Annotated in this window: 16 protein-coding genes and 1 tRNA gene; 5 read left to right on the plus strand and 12 right to left on the minus strand. The window is 59.4% G+C overall.

Features of this window, described 5'->3' with window-relative positions:
* Positions 1–8: 8 nt before the first annotated feature.
* The 3 genes from FFM53_RS02975 to FFM53_RS02985 all read right to left on the minus strand — a co-directional run bounded on the left by FFM53_RS02975 (position 9) and on the right by FFM53_RS02985 (position 6,354).
* On the minus strand, positions 9–3,251 hold the full coding sequence (locus FFM53_RS02975) for an SPOR domain-containing protein (RefSeq protein ID WP_246413071.1): 3,243 nt from the start codon (positions 3,249–3,251) through the stop codon (positions 9–11).
* A 62-nt stretch (positions 3,252–3,313) separates the two neighbouring features.
* A complete protein-coding gene (gene argS, locus FFM53_RS02980; RefSeq protein ID WP_138329825.1) occupies positions 3,314–5,071 on the minus strand; it encodes an arginine--tRNA ligase in 1,758 nt (585 codons plus the stop codon).
* A gap of 65 nt (positions 5,072–5,136) precedes the next feature.
* Positions 5,137–6,354: a deoxyguanosinetriphosphate triphosphohydrolase gene (locus tag FFM53_RS02985; protein ID WP_138329827.1), complete on the minus strand. Its 1,218-nt coding sequence runs from the start codon at positions 6,352–6,354 to the stop codon at positions 5,137–5,139.
* A gap of 222 nt (positions 6,355–6,576) precedes the next feature.
* Here FFM53_RS02985 and erpA point away from each other — a divergent pair, with 222 nt between their 5' ends.
* Together erpA and xth are read left to right on the plus strand one after the other, a co-directional pair.
* Positions 6,577–6,909 (plus strand): iron-sulfur cluster insertion protein ErpA, encoded by a 333-nt coding sequence (gene erpA, locus FFM53_RS02990; protein ID WP_012757232.1) that lies wholly within the window; start codon positions 6,577–6,579, stop codon positions 6,907–6,909.
* 226 nt (positions 6,910–7,135) lie between these two features.
* Entirely contained in the window at positions 7,136–7,927 is a 792-nt protein-coding gene (gene xth / locus FFM53_RS02995; protein WP_138329829.1) for an exodeoxyribonuclease III, read from the plus strand.
* Positions 7,928–7,972: 45 nt separating this feature from the next.
* On the opposite strand, the gene exoR is transcribed toward xth, so the two are convergent.
* The 6 genes from exoR to FFM53_RS03025 form a co-directional block, all read right to left on the minus strand.
* Positions 7,973–8,776, minus strand: a complete 804-nt coding sequence (exoR, locus tag FFM53_RS03000; RefSeq protein ID WP_138391124.1) for an exopolysaccharide production regulator ExoR — start codon at positions 8,774–8,776, stop codon at positions 7,973–7,975.
* A 19-nt stretch (positions 8,777–8,795) separates the two neighbouring features.
* A complete protein-coding gene (locus FFM53_RS03005) occupies positions 8,796–9,407 on the minus strand; it encodes a hypothetical protein (protein WP_246413073.1) in 612 nt (203 codons plus the stop codon).
* A gap of 88 nt (positions 9,408–9,495) precedes the next feature.
* The gene (locus FFM53_RS03010; RefSeq protein WP_003538954.1) at positions 9,496–10,776 is read right to left on the minus strand and encodes an OmpP1/FadL family transporter; all 1,281 of its coding nucleotides are present in this window, start codon (positions 10,774–10,776) and stop codon (positions 9,496–9,498) included.
* A gap of 399 nt (positions 10,777–11,175) precedes the next feature.
* Positions 11,176–14,019: a valine--tRNA ligase gene (locus FFM53_RS03015; protein ID WP_138391125.1), complete on the minus strand. Its 2,844-nt coding sequence runs from the start codon at positions 14,017–14,019 to the stop codon at positions 11,176–11,178.
* A 116-nt stretch (positions 14,020–14,135) separates the two neighbouring features.
* Positions 14,136–15,011, minus strand: coding sequence for a PopZ family protein (locus tag FFM53_RS03020; RefSeq protein WP_138391126.1), 876 nt, complete (start codon positions 15,009–15,011; stop codon positions 14,136–14,138).
* Between the two features lie 334 nt (positions 15,012–15,345).
* Positions 15,346–16,011: a protein-L-isoaspartate O-methyltransferase family protein gene (locus tag FFM53_RS03025; RefSeq protein WP_173883530.1), complete on the minus strand. Its 666-nt coding sequence runs from the start codon at positions 16,009–16,011 to the stop codon at positions 15,346–15,348.
* Between the two features lie 480 nt (positions 16,012–16,491).
* On the opposite strand from FFM53_RS03025, the gene FFM53_RS03030 reads away from it, so the two are divergent.
* Positions 16,492–16,794: a hypothetical protein gene (locus FFM53_RS03030; RefSeq protein ID WP_138391128.1), complete on the plus strand. Its 303-nt coding sequence runs from the start codon at positions 16,492–16,494 to the stop codon at positions 16,792–16,794.
* 342 nt (positions 16,795–17,136) lie between these two features.
* Here FFM53_RS03030 and FFM53_RS03035 read toward each other — a convergent pair whose 3' ends face one another.
* Positions 17,137–18,135, minus strand: coding sequence for a hypothetical protein (locus tag FFM53_RS03035; protein WP_173883531.1), 999 nt, complete (start codon positions 18,133–18,135; stop codon positions 17,137–17,139).
* Between the two features lie 260 nt (positions 18,136–18,395).
* Between FFM53_RS03035 and FFM53_RS03040 the strand changes: the two genes are divergently transcribed.
* Both FFM53_RS03040 and FFM53_RS03045 read left to right on the plus strand, forming a co-directional pair.
* Positions 18,396–18,545 (plus strand): hypothetical protein, encoded by a 150-nt coding sequence (locus tag FFM53_RS03040; protein ID WP_173883532.1) that lies wholly within the window; start codon positions 18,396–18,398, stop codon positions 18,543–18,545.
* A 95-nt stretch (positions 18,546–18,640) separates the two neighbouring features.
* Positions 18,641–19,429, plus strand: a complete 789-nt coding sequence (locus FFM53_RS03045; RefSeq protein ID WP_138391130.1) for a hypothetical protein — start codon at positions 18,641–18,643, stop codon at positions 19,427–19,429.
* A 48-nt stretch (positions 19,430–19,477) separates the two neighbouring features.
* Here FFM53_RS03045 and FFM53_RS03050 read toward each other — a convergent pair whose 3' ends face one another.
* Positions 19,478–20,269: a DUF4145 domain-containing protein gene (locus tag FFM53_RS03050; protein WP_210273016.1), complete on the minus strand. Its 792-nt coding sequence runs from the start codon at positions 20,267–20,269 to the stop codon at positions 19,478–19,480.
* 287 nt (positions 20,270–20,556) lie between these two features.
* Positions 20,557–20,630 (minus strand) — tRNA-Cys (locus FFM53_RS03055).
* Between the last annotated feature and the right edge of the window lie 169 nt (positions 20,631–20,799).

A 20,799-nucleotide genomic window follows, 5' to 3' on the forward strand; every position in this document is an offset into this window, starting at 1 on the left:
ACGCGATCCTACCTGGAGATCAGGCAGCTTCCACCCACTGCGCGATACTGTTCGCAGAGTGCTGCGGCCTCATCCTTGGAACCGGCCGGTATGCGGACACGGTAGAAAGTGCCCTTGCCGGCGATATCGGCCCTGCGGATCTCGTGGCTGCGGCCGCCGAGCACGCTGGCGAATTTCTTCGACAGGTTGGCATAGGATTTGGTCGCCTCGTCTTCCGACGGCAGCGAGGCGATCTGGATGCCGTAGCCGCCGGCGGATGCGGCCTGCTGCGGCTTTGCGGCGACGGGTGCTGCGACGGCGACCTCCGTCGTCTTCGGCTGCTGTGCGGTCGGGCGGACATTGCCCTTCTCGGTCACTGTGCCGACAACGTTGACGGGCTGATCGACCGGACGGGCGGTCGGAATCGGAGCGGTATCGGCAATCCCCGAGGTTTTGACCGGGCGCACCGGCGGAGCGACCGGGGCGGGATTTGCGGACTGCGCGTCGGCACTGCCGGCGAGCGGCGGCTGTACCGGCGCGGTTTCGACGGGGGCTGCAGAACGCGCATCGGCGGAAGCAACCTCGGCGCTTGCCGGGAAGCTTGCGGCCGTTCCACCGACGGGAGGTGCAGCCGGGGTCGATTGCGCGGACGGGGTCGACGGAGCCGTCAACGCCGGCTGAGCTGGCGGCATCGGCTGGGCCGACGGCGTTGCCTGGGCAGACTGTGTCGCCTGGTCAGACGGCGTCGGCTCTTCGACGGGCGCCGATTCCTCGCGGGCGACCAACGTACCGTCAGGCTTGACGATCATCGTGCGGACCTTGCGCGGCGAAACGGACGGCGTCTTGTCGGTGTCGGTTGCCGAAGCGTTGTCGGCGCTGTCCTGGGTTGGCAGCAGACGCGGATCCTCCGTCTCACCGACCGCAGTCGGCGTGACCTGATCGTCGACGCTGGCGTTCTCGTCGTCCTCGGGCAGCGCTTCCGGTGTCAGCGTGCGCTGGACCACATCGACGGGCGCCTCATCGGAAGAAACGAGCGCCTTCTGCTTCGGCTCTTCGGCAGAACCCGCAACGCGGTCGTAGACCGCCTTATCCTGGTTCGGCACGGTCTTGCCGCCAGGATTTTCCGGAACGACCTTGACCGGTTCCTTGTCGGCGGTGATCACGCGCGGCTCGCCGGACGCGACAATGCCGAGCCCCTCGCCGTTCCAGACGGAGGAATAGACGCCATAGCCGACGCCGGCAAAGACCACGAGCACGACGGCCCCGGCAAGCAACTGGCGCATCGATCGGGCGCGGCTGAAATCAGCGGCCTGGCTTGCCGATTCGATGCGGACCTCGGAGGTCTCGCGGCGCTCGACCGGCTCGCGCACGCTGCGGCGGAAATCTTCCTCCAGCGCCCGTTCGAAATCATCGAGGCCATCGGCAATGGTGGGCTTGACCGGCTGTGCAGCGGCGGCGGCCGTATCCCGGACCGGCGTCGGCGTTTGCCGCGGTTTGGCCGGTTCAAAGAAGCTGGCAATCTCGGCGTCGAGATCGAAATCGAAATCCGCGGATTTCGCGACCGGCGCGGGCTGCTCGACCGGCGGCAGCGCCGGCACGTGCATGTCGTCGACGGCCTCGGGACGATCCTCCGGATCGGAGATCATCGCCGGATCGAATGGCAGGTCTTCGGTCGATTCGGAGACAGGCGTCCAGTTGAAAGCCGGAGCCGGAGCTTGAGCCTGTGGCTCGGGAACGAAGGCCGGAGCGGACCGTGCAGGAGCGGCTGCAGCCTGCTCAAAAGCAGGAGCCGGCGGCTCAGGAGCAAAAACCGGAGCGGGGCGAGGAGCGACGGCAGCCGCCTGCTGGGGAGCAGGGGCCGGCGGCTCAGGCTGCGGTGCGGGCTCGGACGGCTCGGAGAAATCGAGATCGGTCAGTTCCAGCTCGATGCCGGCAAGATCCAGCTCGAAATCATGGCCGGCGAAGGGGTCGTCGGCTTCCGATACCGGCTGCGGCGCAGGCGAATATGTCGCTGCGGCAGGCTGAGGCGCAACGACCTCGGCAAGCTGCGGCGCGATCGGCCTTGCGGCTTCGACAGCATAGACAGGGGCCAGCTCGACCGGAGCAGACCGGACGGGTGCTGCGGCGAGCGGTGCGGGCGCGATCACCTTGGGCTCGACGGGTGCGGCGGTCACGGGGGTGGCGGGAACGGGCGCTGCCTCGATCGATGCGGGTTGCGGCGAGACGGGCGCCGGGGTGGCACGTTGCGGCACCGGATAACGCGAGACGTCGGCGAGCAGATCGTCGAGATCGAATGTGCCGGCGGTGTGCGGAACATCAGGCACGACCTCGGTCAGGGCGGCATCGGCCTGGATCTCGCCTTCGACGGCGGCGGCGATGAGATCGAAACCGGCGTCGGACCCGAAGTCCTCCAGCTCTTCCTCGACTTCGACGAATTCTTCGGCCTCGGCGGTCTCTTCCGGCGCGATCACCTCATCATGGCGATCGAGTTCGGCGGGAAAGCCAAGTGAAGAAGAAGCGGATTCGAATTCTTCGGAAGGCTCGACAGCGGCGACAAGCGCCGGCGGCTCGATGACAGGTTGAGGCTCGACCACAGGAAGATCGGCGGATGGTGCTTCAGCAACCGGTGCGGAGACAGCTTCGACCACAGGCTCCGGCAAAACAACCGGCTCCTCGCGCCTCGGGGCATGGAAATTGGCAAGCGGCAGCCTGATGCTGGCAGCCGACCATTGCGGCGCCTTGGTGGGCTGCGCCAGCGAAGAGACCGGTGCTGCGCCGATCGACAGCTCAAGCTCCTCGATCAGGTCGCGCGCACCGCCGAAGACCGTTTGCACCGACGCGTCGGGCTCGGGAGAAAGCTGCTCCGCCCAGTCGGCAGCAGATGCGTCCCCATTCCCTGCGGCGGGCAAAGCTACTTCTTCTTCAGCCTCGACGGGGGCGACAGAAACCGGCTCAGGAGCCTCCGCATGTTCGGCAGCGGGAGAAGCGTCGAGAACGGGCTCGACGTAATCTTCAGGAGTGACATCATCAGAGATCGACTCGGCGGGCCGGTCGAGCTCTGCGAGCGGACGTGGCGAGTCGTAGCGGTCGAACTCGCGCCCAAGCTCGTCCTCGAGATCGAGGGCTGGCTCGCGCCGTGCGGTCTCCGTCACCGTATTCGCTGCAACACGCGGCTCGAAGCCGACGATACGGGCCAGTTCAGCCAACGGATCGTCGTCTGCAAACAGATCGTTTTTTCCGCGCGTATCATACGCAAGTTGTTTATCAGCCATGCCTATTCCCACTCGCAAACGCCAACGCTCAAATGCCAGCGCATTGTGGGGAAATGGTGACGTTATCGCATTTCGTCCGGTGCGGCAGTGCCTGTAATGGCAAGTCCCGACTTCAAAACCGACGCGACGGCGTACACCAGCCCAAGTCTGGCAATACTTGATTCTCGGTTTTTATCATTAACAAATCGTAATTCCGGCTGATCTTTACCTTTGTTCCAATGCGCGTGGAAGGAACTGGCGAGGTCGTAGAGGTAAAAAGCGATACGATGCGGCTCCTGCGACTGGGCCGCCGCCTCGACGATACGCGGGAATTCAGCGAGCTTGGCAACAAGCTGCAATTCGGCCGGATCGCCAATGCCTGCAACGGTTTTCGCCAGTTTCTCGTGGGAGACATCGAGGTCGGGAAAAGCCTCCCTCGCCTGCCGGAAGACCGACATGCAGCGAGCATGCGCATACTGCACATAAAAAACAGGATTATCTTTCGACTGTTCGGTCACTTTGGCGAAATCGAAGTCGAGCGGCTCGGAATTCTTGCGATAAAGCATCATAAACCGGACCGAATCACGGCCGACTTCTTCGACGACGTCCCGAAGCGTGACGAAATCGCCCGAGCGTTTCGACATCTTCACCGGCTCGCCGTTGCGATAGAGCTTGACGAGCTGGCAGAGCAGCACTGTCAGCTTCGCCTTACCATCCGAAACGCCGCGTGCAACCGCTTCCAGGCGCTTGACGTAGCCGCCGTGGTCGGCGCCGAGCACATAGATCATCTCGTCGAAACCGCGGTCGAACTTGTTCTTGAAGTAGGCGACGTCGGCGGCGAAATAGGTGTAGGAGCCGTCCGACTTGATCAGCGGCCGGTCGATATCGTCGCCCACCTCGGTCGAACGGAACAATGTCTGTTCGCGATCTTCCCAGTCCTCGGGAAGCTGGCCCTTCGGCGGCGGCAGCGTGCCCTTGTAGACATAGCCCTTGAAGGTCAGGTCGTTGATCGCCGTGCGGATCGCGGCTGCACCATTGGCATGCAGGGTGCGTTCGGAGAAGAAGACGTCGTGATGGACGTTCAGAGCCGCCAGATCCTCACGGATCATCACCATCATCGCATCAATGGTGCGATCCTTGACGATCGGCATCCATTGGTCTTCCGGCATGTTGTGCAGCCGCACGCCGTAATCGGCGGCAAGCGACTGGCCGACGGGTACGAGATAGTCGCCGGGATAGAGACCCGAGGGGATTTCGCCGATCTTTTCGCCGAGCGCTTCGCGATAGCGCAGGAAGACGGAACGGGCGAGCACGTCAATCTGCGAGCCGGCATCGTTGATGTAATATTCCTTCTCGACGCCGTAACCGGCAAAAGCGAGCAGGTTGGCGAGCGCGTCGCCGACGACGGCGCCACGGCAATGGCCGACATGCATAGGGCCGGTCGGATTGGCCGAGACATATTCGACGTTGACCTTCTTGCCCTCGCCGAGCGCCGAGCGGCCGTAATCGGTGCCGGAGCCGATCATCGAGGCGAGCAGCCGCTGCCAGTAGCCGACGGCGAGACGGATGTTGATGAAGCCCGGCCCCGCGACCGAGACATCGGCGACGTCGGCATCCTCCTTGAGCTTGGCGATGATGACGTCGGCCAGCGCGCGCGGATTGGTTCCGAGCGGTTTTGCCAGCACCATTGCGGCATTGGTCGCGACATCGCCATGGCTCGCGTCACGCGGCGGCTCGACGGTGATGCGGCCGAAATCGAGCTCGGATCGCTTTTCCCTGACCAGATCGATCTGTTCAAGGGCGGTTTTGATCCTGGCTTCGAAGTCGGTAAAAAGGTTCATCGCACTCTTCCATGCATAGGCTGTGCCAAAGGCTCAAATCGGCCCTCGGCGTGGGCGACCGCTGCCTATCGCAAATCCGGAGTGTGGTCAAACAACCGCCTGTGGGCGCTGATGGCATATGTGTCGGTCATGCCGGCGAGATAATCGCCGACATGGCGGGCCTTCGGCGCATCGGACAGGCCGGCGATATGATCGACCCAGTAATGGCTCTGCATCTCCTTGGGATTGACCATGTAGGCGGCAAAGAGATCGGTGACGATCTGGGCGGCACCGGCACGGATGCGCATGATATCGGGATTGCGGTAGATGCGTTTGAAGAGCATGGCCTTGATCTGCCTGTCGGTCTCGGCCATCCCCTCGGAAAAGGTGGCGATAACCCGGTCGGCAGCGCGGATGTCGGCCGCATTCTCAGGGCGGAGGAGCGACAGCCGCTGCTGCGCCACGCCAATCACGTCCTCGACCATGCGGGTAATCTGGCGGCGCATGATCTCATGGGTGAAGCGGCTCGGCTCCAGATGTGGATATCTCGCCCTCACCTCGGCCATCAGCCCGGCAAGAAACGGGATTTCCTCCAGCATGTCGAAAGTCAGGTAGCCGGAGCGCAGGCCATCGTCGATATCGTGGGTATTATAGGCGATGTCGTCGGCGATCGCCGCGACCTGGGCCTCAAGGCTGGCATAGGTTGCAAGCTCTAGATCGTGCAACTCGCAATAATCAAGGATCGGCTGCGGCACGGGACCGCGGGTGCCCACTCCATCAGCCGTCAGAAGGGGGCCATTGTGTTTGACGAGACCTTCGAGGCTTTCCCAGGTCAGGTTGATGCCGTCGAATTCGGCATAACGCCTCTCCAGTTTGGTCACGATGCGCAGCGATTGGGCGTTGTGATCGAAGCCGCCATAGGGTAGCAGCACCTCGTGCAGCGCGTCTTCGCCGGTATGACCGAACGGCGTATGGCCGAAATCGTGCACGAGCGCCACGCCTTCGGCCAGATCCTCGTCGAGCTTCAGGGCGCGGGCAAGCGCGCGGGCGATCTGGGCCACCTCGATCGTGTGCGTCAGCCGGGTGCGGTAATGATCGCCATCCTGGGCGATGAAGACCTGGGTCTTGTGCTTCAGCCGGCGGAAGGCGGTGGTGTGGACGATGCGGTCGCGGTCGCGCTGGAAATCGGAGCGCGTCGGGCTTCCGTCCTCCTGATAGAGCCGCCCGCGCGTCGTCCAGGGGTCGGCCGCATAGACCGCCCTCTCACTGCTGCCAAAACCCAAAGCACGCGTATCGATCGTCATTCTTCACCGTCATCCTGCATGTTGCCGCATCTGCCCATTGACGCCGCCTAACGCTCTTCATACCTATAGCCCGATGAAACGGCAAAGAGGCGCTTTCTTAACCGCTTCGGCGCATCATCGCCTTTTCGCAGATATCATGGTAAGTTTCTTTGATATCAGGCATTTGAACATTCAAGTGCCAAAACCCATTCTCTCCGGATCTTGACCCCGGCAGGAGGAAACATGACGGATACGAGTGTAACCCTTTCAGATGCCGCGGCAAAGCGTATCGCTGCGATCGTCGGCGCCGAAACCGGCAAGAGCGCCTTGCGCGTTTCCGTCGAAGGCGGCGGCTGTTCGGGCTTTTCCTACAAGTTCGATCTTGCCGACGGTGCCGGCGACGACGACATCATCGTTGAAAAGAACGATGCCAAGGTGCTGATCGACAGCCTTTCCCTCGTTTATATGGCAGGCTCGGAGATCGACTTCGTCGACAATCTGCTTGGCCAATCCTTCCAGATCAAGAACCCGAATGCGGTGGCAAGCTGCGGCTGCGGCACCAGTTTCTCGATCTGAACGTCTAAACGCACATACTCCCCATCAAACCGGCCGAAGAATTCCTTCCGGCCGGTTTATCGTCTTGTCCGGCGGCGAAAGACCGCGATAAAAGAAGCGCACTGAAGCGCGCCGGATCGACACTGATTCATGCGGTGCGCTTTAGCTCTTTGTTTTTATGCCTGTCGTCTCCCAGGCCCGCTGCACACTTCTGGGCGACATGCATTATACGGAACGGGACAGAGCCATGAAGATCGCGACCTGGAACATTAACGGCGTCAAGGCGCGCATCGACAATCTCACGCAATGGCTGAAGGATTCCGATCCGGATATCGTCTGCCTGCAGGAGATCAAGACGGTCGACGAAGGTTTCCCACGGCTGGAGATCGAGGCGCTCGGCTATCATGTCGAGACGCACGGCCAGAAGGGCTTCAATGGCGTCGCGATCCTCTCCAAGAGTTCACCTTTCGAAGTGAACCGCGGCCTGCCCGGCGATCCGCTGGACGAACAGGCGCGTTTCCTCGAAGCGGCGTTCACCCTGTCCGACTCGAGAATCCTGCGCGTCTGCTGCATCTACCTGCCCAACGGCAATCCTGTCGAAACGGAGAAATATCCCTACAAGCTCGCCTGGATGGAGCGCCTGCAGACGTTCGCCACCGAACGGCTGGCCTATGAGGAGATGCTGATCCTTGCCGGCGATTACAACGTCATCCCGGAACCGCACGACTGCTTCGATCCCAAGGTCTGGGAAAACGATGCACTGTTTCTGCCGCAGACACGGGCGGCGTTCCGCAGGCTCGAAAATCTCGGGCTGACGGATGCGGTGCGCGCAACGACGGATGCGACGCAGTTTTATTCCTTCTGGGATTATCAGGCCGGCGCCTGGCCGAAGAACAACGGCATCCGCATCGACCATCTGCTGCTGTCGCCGGAAGCTGCCGACCGGATGACGTCGGCTGCGATCGAAAAACATGTGCGAGCCTGGGAAAAGCCGTCCGACCACGTGCCTGTCATCGCCTATTTCAATTTCGCGGGCTGAGGCTTTCCGCCTACAGCTTCACGCCTCCGAATAGACTTGGGCCGCTTAGTCGTCGGTACCGCTCGCGATGGTGTGCGACAGCGATACCGCTGTGCGGCGGTCGGCCTCGTTGGCAACCGAGAAGGCCTGCTCCTGCAGCGCTTCCATCCAGCCGCAGTCCTTGGGCTTGCAGCGATCGAGTGCTGCCGTCATCAGCGCCAGACCGCGGGCCGTCTGGCCTTCGTCGAACAGAATATTGCCGAAGACCGCCATGGCGCCGGGATGGCCGCTCTTGCGGGCCTGGTTCAGCCATTTCTTCGCCTGCTGCGGGCTGGCATTGCCGCCCTCGCCGGCCAGCATCATCTGCGCCAGTTGGAACTGCGCCTCGGGGACGCCAAAGGTGGAGGCCACCTGAAAATAAAGCTGGCGCGCCTGGCTGAGGTCGATCCTGACCGGACTGCCTGATATGCCGTGCCTGTAGTAACTGGCGAGCGAGAGCAGCGCGTTGACGAAGAAGCCGGTATCTTCTGAGCCGGGTTCGACGCCCTGCTGGGCGATCTCGCTGTAGATCTTGAAGGCTTCGAAATCGTCCTGCGTGACACCGTCGCCATCGGCATACATATTGGCAAGCGCCCAGCGCGAGCCGGTGTGCCCCTTTTCGGCAGCGTATTTATAGGCTTCTACCGCCTCTTCCTTCTGGCCGTTCTTATAGGCCTTGAAGCCGAACTTGAAGAGATCGAACGGTCCGGATTCCTTGCTGACGCCACCTTTGATGTCGAATGCACGGCACGGACCGGACAGCGCCAGCGCTACGGCTATAGACATGCCCACCAGCATGAATTTGAACAGTTTGAACTCGGACGTCACCATTTCAACCGATTTCTTTCGCTCATCCCAGGCAGGCGGCAACGGCGCTCATGCCTTGCATCCCGCGGATGTATTTCTTCGAGGCGAGCGATCCCGCGGCGAGCTCCATGGCTCCTTTACCCGCGTCGCATCCAGCCCATTGGCCTTTTCTCAAAGGCGATATTCTCAGCCCATCCTTCAGAACCACCCGGCTCCCGGCATGGCTCGACTGCAATCTCCGTGGCACTCTTTCGGCAGGTGCGGCATCCGCCTTCCCGCCTCTATCGCATTCGTAAACAGTAAATGTGACGAAACCGGTATCGACCTTTCCGGCAAAGCCGGGCTGCTCATCCGAGCGGGTCGAAAACAGCGACAATGAACGGATCGACGACTTCATCGCGAGGCCGGATCGGCGGCCGGAACAGCCTTGTTCGGAAAGCGAAACGACCGCAATCAAACGAATGTCGCCAATCGCGCCGTACAATTTGATGTCACCGGAAAAAAATCGACCCATGCTACTATTTACACGCACCGTACGCCTGCCATCACCTCGCCCGCAAATAGCGCTGCGCCCTCTTTGTGGCGGGAAATGGACAAATCCACCCCACCACCACCATACGCCAAACGTCGTAAAAATGTGTTGCTGAATCGTCACAAAACGGGATCGGAAATGGCATGATTAACGGGCACGAATAAAGAAGAGCCCGGCAGTGCCGGGCTCCTCAATTCTTCAAATCGGGAAATTAGAACTTGATCTTTAGGCTCGTCGACAGCGCAGCGACCAGATCGTTGTCAAAGGAGTAGGAGACATCATCTCCAAACGTGACCCCATTCTGGGTCACGACGCCGGACGAACCGCTCGTCAACACGCCCACGGCACCGGCAACGCGCCATTCGATATGTTCGGTCGGCGTGAAGGCTGCACCGAGCCCCAGCGTCCAGCTATCGGTCTGCGCGCCATAGCCCTGGCTGGTGCCGCGATCCCAGGTGAGGCTGACTGCACCTGCCCACTGCTCGTTGAATTTGTGGCCAACACCACCGGTGATCGTCCAACCGTCCTGGTAAAGAAGGTCGAGCGACGTCAGCTCCGTGGCACCGCCAGAGGTGCAGGCGACTAAGCCCTTGGTCGATTTTGGGCAGAAAGGCACGGACTGCAGGACACTCCAGTTCGTCCACTTTACCGATCCGAAGGCGAGCCAATCCGGAGCGATACCGCTTTGCAACTTAAGCTCAAGCGAATCCGGCGCTTCGGCAGAGCCGAAGACATCCGTGACCCTTCCATAAGGAGCGCCATTCAGCGGTGCAAATGGTGCAGTCACCTGCGTCAGATCCACCGTACCGGTCAAATTGTCGTATTTTACGCGGCTGTTATAGACGAGGCTCGCTCGCATTGCATATTCCGGAATCTCGTAGGCGAGACCGGCGCGCCAACCCCAGCCACTATCTTCGAGATCGAGGCGGCCGACGCCGTTGCCCGTACCGACGAGAAGCGGAACGGTTGAAACCAGACGTTCCTTGAAGCCTTCGACTTCCTGATAGAAAGCGCCGCCGATGAAGCGAAGCTGCCCAGGGCCGACATCAAAACGATAGGAGCAGGTGCCGCCATAGTTGCGGGTTTTGATCTCTGTCTCAATGTTATTGTTGGCACCGGCCCAGTTCAGACCGGGGTCGGTATGCCCGCCGAAGGGCTCTGAATAGTCGACCAGGCAGTCGATTGCATCGCCAAAACCAGCCTTAAAGCCAATATAAGGGATGGTGTAATTTGACGTATCGTCAGCGGTGTTTGGACGGCTGTTCAGATTGCCACCGCCTGGAGATGTCGACGTATCCGTGTCACGGACGTCCTTCAGCTTGCGCTGCGGCGTGACGTAGGTAACGCCCGACTGAAACGAAAAAGGCGACGTATCGAACAGCTGATCGATGTTATAGCCGCCACGCTCCAGACCGCCAGCGAAGGACGGCGATGCAAGCGACGAAAAAAGAACGAGCGAGGTCACGCCCTTGGAAAACCTACGCGATGCCATTGTGTCTCCCCCACTCCAGCAATTGATTTGGCGACACAGTGTAAGTGTTCGCCGGAAATGGCAACGCGCCCCACGGCAGCGCCTCTAACCATTGCGACTGTCAATTTACGTAAAGAAATTGACGGACACGTCAAAAAACCTGGTTAATAAAATTTTATTCCAGGCTTATCGAATTTCGGTTGGGCTTTTGGGTTTTCATTCCAAACATTGCAGAAGCTGTATCAATCCGACAACAGTGGCAGTTTTCGCCCACTGGATGCCCATTCAGCCACAATCCACAGGCTCCGCGCCTGAAACCAGCCGTTTTCATGACCGAATCGCATACACCCAGAACGACAAAAAGACGCGCCGACAGAGGGCGCGTCTTTGAAATAACTTACCAAAATGGGTCGGTGAAACTTACCCGGCTTCGCTCACCCTGGAAAGAGCGATCCTCAGGCTCGCGATCTGACCCTTCAGTTCCTCGAGGCGATCACGCTCGGCCTCGACCACTTCGGGATTGGCGTTGGCGACGAACTTCTCGTTGGAGAGCTTGCCGTCGATGCGGGAGATCTCGCCCTCCATCTTGGCAATCGCTTTTTCCAGACGAGCCTTTTCGGCGGAAAGGTCGATCAGCTTGCCGAGCGGCAGGCAGATGGTGGCCTCGGCGATGACGATCTGAGCGGCACCCTTCGGCGCATCGTCAGCCAGCGATATCGCCTCGATGCGCGCAAGGCGCTTGATGGCGGCGTCGTGGCGGAACAGCCTTTCACGCGTCAGGTTGTTGGCCTTGACGACGACGAGCGGGGCCGTCGCCGATGGCGGCACGTTCGTCTCAGCACGCACCGAGCGGATGCCGGAAACCAGGTCGATCAGCCAGTTGATCTCGTCGGCGGCCCCGTCATCGGCATAGGACGGCGCTGGCCATTCGGCGTGGCAGACCAATCTGTCGCGCTCTTTGCCTTCACCTGCCGTATGGGCCCAAAGCTCTTCGGTCATGAACGGCATGAAGGGATGCAGCAGCTTGTAGATCTCTTCGAGAATATAGGCGCTGCAGGCCTGGGCTTCCGCCTTGGCACCCTCGTCCTCGCCGTTGAAGACCGGCTTCAACAGTTCGAGATACCAGTCGCAGACCTCGTTCCAGACGAAGCGGTAGAGCGCGCCGGCAGCATCGTTGAAGCGGAAGGCTTCGAGTGCTTCCGTAACGTCGCGTTCCGTACGGGCAAGTTCCGTCAGGATCCAGCGATTGATGGTGAGCTCGGCGGCCTCCGGCACGAAGTGCGGGTCGCTCTTCGCGCCGTTCATCTCGGCGAAGCGCGTGGCGTTCCAGAGCTTGGTGCCGAAATTACGGTAGCCGGCGATGCGGGCCGGATCAAGCTTCACGTCGCGGCCCTGCGCCGCCATGATCGCCAGGGTGAACCGCAGCGCGTCGGCGCCGTATTCGTCGATCAGTTCCAAGGGATCGATGACGTTGCCCTTCGACTTCGACATCTTCTGCCCATTCTTGTCGCGCACCAGTGCGTGGACATAGACGGTCTGGAAGGGCTCGACGGGTTCGCCGTCCTCATCCTTCATAAGGTGCAGGCCCATCATCATCATGCGGGCAACCCAGAAGAAGATGATATCGAAGCCGGTGACGAGAACGTTGGTCGGGTAATAACGCGCCAGTTCGGGCGTCTCGTCCGGCCAGCCGAGCGTCGAGAAAGGCCAGAGTGCTGAGGAGAACCAGGTGTCGAGCACGTCCTCGTCACGCGTCAGGATCTCGCCCGGCTTGAAGTTTTCAAGCAGGTCCTCGACATAGGCCTTCATCGGCCCCTCGTGCGAAAGGTAATGCTGGATCGCCGCCTGCAGCGCCTCTTCCTCGGTCTTTTCGACGAAGACCTGGCCGTCCGGGCCGTACCAGGCGGGGATCTGGTGACCCCACCAGAGCTGACGGGAGATACACCAGGGCTGGATGTTTTCCATCCATTCGTAATAGGTCTTGTCCCAGCTCTTCGGCACCATCCTGGTGCGACCTTCGCGGACCGAGGCGATCGCCGGTTCGGCGAGCGTCTTGGCATCCACATACCACTGTTCGGTCAGCCGCGGCTCGATCGGCACGCCGCCGCGGTCGCCGTGCGGAACCATGTGCTTGTGCGGCTCGATCTTGTCGACGAGGCCCGCCTCTTCGAAAATCTCGACGATGACCTTGCGCGCATAGAAGCGGTCCTGGCCTTCCAGGCGGTCCCAGGCGCCGTGCAGCGCCGCCGGATTGTCGAGACCTTCAAGAAAGTCCTCATTGTCCTTGATGGTGATCGTGCCGTCGCCGTTCATAATATTGATGACGCGAAGACCTGCGCGCTTGCCGACGTCGAAGTCGTTGAAATCGTGCGCGGGCGTTATCTTCACCGCGCCGGTGCCGGCAGCCGGATCGGCATAATCGTCAGCAACGATCGGAATTCTGCGGCCGACGATCGGCAGAATGACATGCTTGCCGACAATGCCCTGATAGCGTTCGTCCTTCGGATTGACGGCAACACCGGTATCGCCCAGCATGGTCTCCGGTCGTGTCGTTGCGACGACCACATAATCGCGCGTCTCGAATTCGGTCGGCTTGCCTTCCTCATCGAATGCAATCGGGTATTGGTAGGTTACGCCCTTTTCCAGCGGATAGCGCAGGTGCCAGAGATTGCCCTTGACCTCGTGCTGCTCGACTTCGATATCGGAAATCGCCGTCAGCAGCTTCGGATCCCAATTGACCAGACGCTTGTCCTTGTAGATCAGCCCTTCCTTGTAGAGTCTGACGAAAACCTCGAGCACGGCCTTCGAGAGGCCTTCGTCCATGGTGAAACGTTCGCGCGACCAGTCGCATGACGCACCAAGACGCTTCAGCTGGTTGAAGATCAGGCCGCCCGATTCGGCCTTCCACTCCCAAATCTTGTCGATGAAGGCTTCGCGGCCCATGTCGCGGCGGCCCGGCAGCTGCTGTTCCATCAGCTTGCGCTCGACGACCATCTGCGTGGCGATGCCGGCGTGGTCCATGCCCGGCTGCCAGAGCACGTCCTTGCCGCGCATGCGCTCGAAGCGCACCAGGATGTCCTGCAGCGTGTTGTTCAGCGCGTGGCCCATGTGCAGCGAACCGGTGACATTCGGCGGCGGGATCACGATGGTGAAGGTCTCGGCCCCGGCTTTGGCATTTGCGCCGGCGCGGAAAGCGTCCGCCTCATCCCATATCGCGGCGATTTTCGGTTCGACGGCAGCGGAATCATAGGTCTTGTCGAGCATTTTCTGACCAATTTCGAGGTTCGAGGATGGCCGTTTGTAAATAGGATGGTCACGGCCAAGTCAATAAAAAAGCCGCCCCGGAGACCGGAGCGGCTTTTCAGGAAAAAGCAATCCGATCAGCGGCGCGGGCCGCGCGCCACGCGCTCGATTTCCTCGCGCACCAACCGCTCGACCAGTGTCGGCAGATTATCATCAAGCCACTCACGCAGCATCGGGCGCAGCATGTCCTCTGCGATCTCGTCCAGCGAGCGGCGCTCGGCACCGTCGATCGCGGCGGCGAGCTCCTCGAAGGAGCGGCTGATCTGCAGGCCGGCGCCCTCCGAAAGCAGCGTCGGCTGGACCTCATCCATAACGCTCGGCAGGAAACGCTCGGTCGACGACTGAGTGGGTTCCATAGCCGGCAGCGCTGTTTCGACGGCAGGCGCAGGCTCGGCGACGGCAACCCTTTGCGTTTCCGTGAACACCGGCTCAGCCGGCTGCTGGATCGCAACATGCCGGATGGACGCTGCGGCATCCGGGAAAACAGGCTGTGCCGGCTGCGGCTGGGGTTGCGGTGCCGCGGCGCGCGGCGGTTCCGGCATTACGGCCGGCTGCGGTTCGGGCTGACGGAAGCCGCTCGGAATTTCGCGCAGGGCCTGACCGGCCTGCACGGCGCTGCGCTCGGAGGCGGCGCGCACGCGGGCGGCGACATCGGCAAGCGACAGAGCGCGGGCCGGAACTTCTGCTTCGGGGGCGGTGCCGGCCGAATTGGCGGCGACGAAACGCGGATCGGAGGAGCGCATGACCGGTTCGGGGAATTCCACGCCGGCATATGTATCGTCGACCGTCAGATGAATTTCGGAGCCATTGTCATCCTCGTCGGCGCCGTAGACCGGCGGCAGGGATGCGGAAATCGCCTTGCCGGCGCCGGGCTCATTGCTTTCGATGATCTGGCGGATGGAGGCCAGAATTTCTTCCATGGACGGTTCACGCGCTACACTTGGCTGAGCCATTTCTATCCCCGTTATCCCAAAACAACGACCGGATGGTGTGGAGCATTCATCCGAATCACCACGACCTTAGAATACCCCAGGCGTGAAAAAAATCATCGCGAATCAAATGAATGCGGCCATGCACAGTTTTGTTACCTGATGTTAGCCACGCGCAAAGCCTGTTGCGATTTTGCAGCGGAAACATCCCATGAAACCGAAGTTGAAGCGCATAACATCCGTCCGAGCCGCCGTGGCGGCATCAGCGTAGATGATGTTTGTGAAGGCTTTCCAGCGGCGTTGAAAAAAAACGGGCGCCGATGGCGCCCGTTGCTGAATGTCATCGACACGAACGATGTCAGAAAACGAATTCACGCGCCTTGGCGAAACCTGGCAGCGGCTTGACCGAGGCATTGAAGAAGACATTTTCCGAAATGGCGCCGCGCTCGGCGACGAAGACCTTGGCGCGGGCGGCATTGCCGTAACCTTCGACGGTGATCAGACGGCCACCATCGCGCAATTGACCGAGAAGGGCCGCCGAAACCTCTTCGACTGCGCCGTTGATGAAGATCAGATCATAGGGAGCACCGGCAGCGTAGCCCTGTTCGAGCGGGCCGGTCACGACCTCGACCTTGGCGTAGCTGGCAAGCTGCGCCTTCGCTTCAGTGGCCAGCGTCTCGTCGCATTCGAGCGCGATGACGGAGCCGGCAATGATCGACAACAGCGCCGAAGTGTAACCCGTGCCGCATCCAACCTCGAGCACGAAGTCGTCCTTGGTGATCGCTGCCAGCTGCAGCAGCTTGGCAAGCGGCGACGCTTCCATCAGGAAGCGGGCCGGCTTTCCCGGTGCGGCTGCGAAGATCTCGACGTCGTTGTCGATATAAGCCAGCAGCTTCGCCTTCTCCGGCACGAAAGCCTCACGCGGCACCGTGAGAAACGCCGTCAGCACGGAATGCGAGGTAACGTCCGTCGTGCGAACCTGGGTATCGACCATCTTTACGCGCGCTGCTTCGAAATCCATCATGTCCTCTCGCTCTTGAAAAAGCGGTTCCTGTCCCTCGTCTCTTAATCCCCGCCACGGATGCTTTCAAGGCTTGGCGAGCGCCGGCGAAAAGAATCCGGCAGGCGCCTCTTCCGCGCCACAGGGGCAGGATGGACGCTGCAACTCCAGCGTGGAATCGTTTAGCCCTTCATGTTATGATCTGCAGCGGAGGAAATAGGAGGAGCAGGCGATGTCTGCGATTTTCGAGTATTTCACGCTATTCGATTTCTTCATCGTCGCAGCACTCGTCGGCATATTCTGCTGCGGGCTGCTGGACGGCGAAACGACTTGGAAGCGATAAAGCGTCGAAACGCGCTTAGAGATACTCTGCATGGCGCTTGCGGCAATGATGCCCGGCGCAGGTCCGACATGCGTCGATTCCTTTCAAATCCAGTCCTTGACAGGACGCACGCGCATTAACGTTACGTCAACCATTTTGTTGCGGCGCCCTCGCCTTTCCCTATGGGTGTGCGCATGCAAACCTTTATGATCCAATCGCGCGGAATAGAAGCGCTTCACTACAATGCCGATGCCCGACTGCTGCTGATCAAATACAGCAGCGGCGAGATTCGCAGCTTCACCCGCATTTCGTCGCAAGGCATGCGGCGGCGGCTCGGCGCCGGTCCCGACATCGATGAGGGGCCTGAATTGAGCGATCTGCAATATCAGGCGCAAATCCGGAAAGGTGGCATGAAGGCGCTCTACCGCCTCACGGGAATCAATCCGTTACAGTTCGATTTTTCGCCCGGCCAGCGGGTCTGGTAGGGTTCACGCCTCAAGACGCCAACACCGATTTAGCTGCATTTCGGACGAACTATGCCATGCAGAGACAAATCGAGGGAATCGCCCAGAAGAGCAAAAGCATGCTGATCCAGTGTTAGCTTAATTTTCGCTACCCTTTACTGAAATATCGCTTTTAAAATCAATGATTGCTGCCACCTCCGAGCTTGCTTTTTCGCAGCTAGGAGAAGCCAAGTAGTTGCATTGGGAAGAAGAATTCCAAGCGGCGATCATTCGGCGCCCCCAAGAGATCCGGACGAGCGGCCAATTACGATATTTCGCAACGCATTCCCGATCGGAAGATCGGTACAATGACTAGCATACCACTTACATGGGTGCACCCTGAGCTATATTCATGGCCGCTCCGTATAGGCTGACGGCCTTAAAGTCGTCATTCGTGAGTTTTTCGGTGGGAATCATATCGCTCCCTGCAATCAACCGCTCCACCCAGTCATTGCGTCGGGCAACTTCCGTACCGAGATACGTGTAGAGAAATATCGAAATCTTATTCCATTCACCGATATCCCGCGCGCGGAGAGCCTGCTGAACCGCGATCTCAAGCTGTGCCCCGCGTTCCCCTCTCAGGTATTCCGTGATCCTCGCGACCTCGCTTGCATTGTAATGAGCTGGAATAACCGCCAACGTCATTTCATCCTTTGACGTTGTTACCATCAATGAATCAAGAGAGACCTTAGTTGAGACGTTCAACTCTACCGGAATTATGCCTTCTAGCCTCGCCTTAGCTTGAAGATTACCTCCCGCGTCCACATGCCCGGTGATCTCAAAGCGGACTTTTCCATGCAGAACTTCCCCCACCAGAAGATATTTACTCTGGCGGCCATGGTACAAATCTTCGATTATGGCGCAATTGGACTTCGCACGATTCCACTTCAAAAGCGCGCTTTCTCCACCTTCGATAGGATCGTGCGAGAGAGGCGTTGCACTAATCTTTATTTCATCAGAAATTTGTACATGCCCGCTGGCTTTGAGAGCAGCCAATCGCGCACTAAGTGCGGAGCCGGCGAGATCGACGTCAACGCCAGTTCCCACAGTAACGGTGTCGCCGGCATTCCTGATCTCTATGTAGTTACCGCCTTTCTGACCTGCAAAGCAGTCAGTCACAATAATACTTTCGTTGTCCATTTGGATCACATCTCCCGGCCACACGGGGTTTGCTCGATAGACAGGCATAGCCCTGTAACCACCAAGAAATAGCCTGCTCATCGCCGCTTTATACTGATAAATCCCCTGGGACTGCTGTGCATCAGCTACAGAAATCGGAAATGCCACAAATGCTGTCACCACGGCTAGAGATACTAACTTCACATTTTGCCCCCTCAATAATTTTCTGATGCTATACTTCTTATTTTTCAAAGCAACATTTACATGCGAACGACCGGCTGCCGAACAGCCAAGCTAAGCGCATGCCGCGCCGCGATTTGTTGCACACAACTCCGGCTGGACTTGTACAGTATGCAACATTTTCCCTTACAGTAGTTGTATGTTGAGCAACGAAACCGGCGCCAGACTTTCACAGGTGTCTTTCGCCGTGCATCCAAAATGATCGCTCGTATGGAAAACTGCCAATGAGCACTCGGAGCCAGGTCGGCGAGATGATCCAGCGGCGCGAACGCTGGCCGATCGGCAATGAGCCGCGCACAGCGCGCGGCTCTGCTCAAGGCAGCCTGAGGAGATCCGGTTGGAAGACGGCAAGCCAATCGACGGTGGAATGTTGAACCAAGTTAGGTTTGCCGTCTTGGATTGAAGTCCGGCCGCCCACTTGGCAAAATTCCAAAACTGCGCTCTCCTACAATCAAAAGGGGAGCGCACCATGGATCGAGATGATTCTGTGCTGAGAATAGAATTCAACAATACCAAACCGATCGAACTCTTCGACCTAACTCTAAGTTTCATGGCGCTTGCTGAATCCTTCAAGGATTTCGCAAATCGTGCTGGCGATCCGCGGCCTGACAATCTGCGCCTTTACGTGAAGGAGATACGCTCCTCCAGTGTCATCGCGGATCTCATCGCAATCGCGGAGCAATCGCAATGGCTCCTGGAGCATGCGGAGGTGTTCGGGGGTTTCGTTGCCAACACCAACGATCTCGCGAATTACTTCCTGGGCAACAACTCCAAGCCGAAGGAGGAGCCGAGCCAGCGCCAGGCGAAGCAGATCGCACAGATCGTCGAGCCTGTGGCAAAAGACTTTGGGTCGCAGATGAACATGAACGTGACGGAGGGCGGGATCGTCCACATCCATCATCACCAGCACTTCATGATCAACGGCATGGAAGCGAACGCGGTCCAGAACGGCGTGACGCGCTTCCTCGGTCCACAGTTGCCGGCCTCGAAGATGATGCCTGATCAGCTACTCGTCCTGGAGCAGGTGAAGAATGATGCGACGTCGAAGACCGGCGACCGCGGCATCATCGAGACGATATCGAGCAAGCCCGTAAAGCTCCAGTTCTCAAGCGAGCAAGCGAAGCGGGCGATCCTGGGCGTACACCACAATCCTTTCGAGTGCGTATTCCAGGTCAACGTTGAAGTCCGTTCGACGGGCGGGCGGCCTGCGATCTATCGCATTCTCGATGTCACCGAGATCATCGAGCCGGAGGCCTGAGTTTTTCCTCGTAGCCGATGATGCCCGGCCGATCGACGGCGGGTTCCCCTACGTCAACTTCCGCGTTCCCACTTCAATGACGGGAGCTTCGTCGTCTACAGTCGGAGCATTCTCTGCGATCTGCGCCCGGCCTGTCGCGATTGCAGCTTTCTTTTCAGCAGCAATGGCTTTAACCGCCGCCAATCTTTGCTCGCGCTTGTGTCGCGCCACATACCACTCGTCAAAAAGCATCTCGATCAGTTCAATTAAGGCCTGCGCTTCACCGGGGTCGACATCAATGACGAGGTTGATGTCTTTTTCCATGTGAGCGCCGATGTTACCGATGCCGCGCACGGCGTCGATCGCTTCGACAGTCTCCGGTTCCACGCCGCGCGGAGCCGTCCCGCCGTCTAGGCGCTGATTTAGTTCCTTAATCTCATCTATTAGGCGGCCCTTGGCGATACCACAAAAATCCCGGATCATTCCCTGCAGGCAGCGCCGCGCTAGCGTCGCCGAGGCTTTTGGACTGGTATTGCGGATCGCGCAGGCTTCAAAATAGTCCTCTCGAAGGGCTAAGGGGATGTAATCTGGCTGGAGCTTGGAAGAGTTACTCGGTCGCAGCTCCCACTCCTCGATACCTCTTTGAATACCCCAGCCGTTATTTCCAGATATGGCTTTGACGAACCTGACAGACAGTGCGACTTCATTGCAATCAGGGTTGACGCAACGGGTCGCGGTATGCGCCAAGCCAGTGTCGCCATGTTTCGATTTGCCGATATGAAACTTCGAAAACGAAGACTGAAAATTCTCAGTTACGACTTGGTGATGGTTGCAGAAAGGACAGGTCCACTGGTCGGCCATCTGACTACTCCTAAGATTCGCGCAGGAGCACGCTCGCACAGTTTGTAAATCGCTGTTAGTCGGATTGAGAATTGATTCCCAGTTTCCCAGGGTCTCACCGACTAATGGTCACGCCCAAGAAACATTCATTGGGTTCTCATGTTGCTTTTCATATCGCGCGGATTCGCCGGAAACCCAGAGATCCCCGGAATTGCAGGGTAACTGCCGGCAACATGAATGCGACACCACGGACGGCGCGATACCGCGTATAAATGCGGTAACTATATGTTTTCAATGGCGAAAGAGTTTGGAGGCCTCGCCCGGAATTGAACCGGGGTACAAGGATTTGCAGTCCTCTGCGTCACCACTCCGCCACGAGGCCTCACGCGCTCGTTATCTGAGCCGTGGCGAGCGTTTAGAATGATCGTAAGGAAATCGCAAGAGGGCATTTCGGAAAAACGCTATTCCGCAGTTGCCGAAACGACCATTTTTCCATCCCGAAACGGAGCGGGCGCGGGCTGGAATTTCCACGGCCGTTACGATGCCCCATT

The sequence above is a fragment of the Rhizobium indicum genome, assembly GCF_005862305.2.
In the GTDB taxonomy this organism is placed as follows: domain Bacteria; phylum Pseudomonadota; class Alphaproteobacteria; order Rhizobiales; family Rhizobiaceae; genus Rhizobium; species Rhizobium indicum.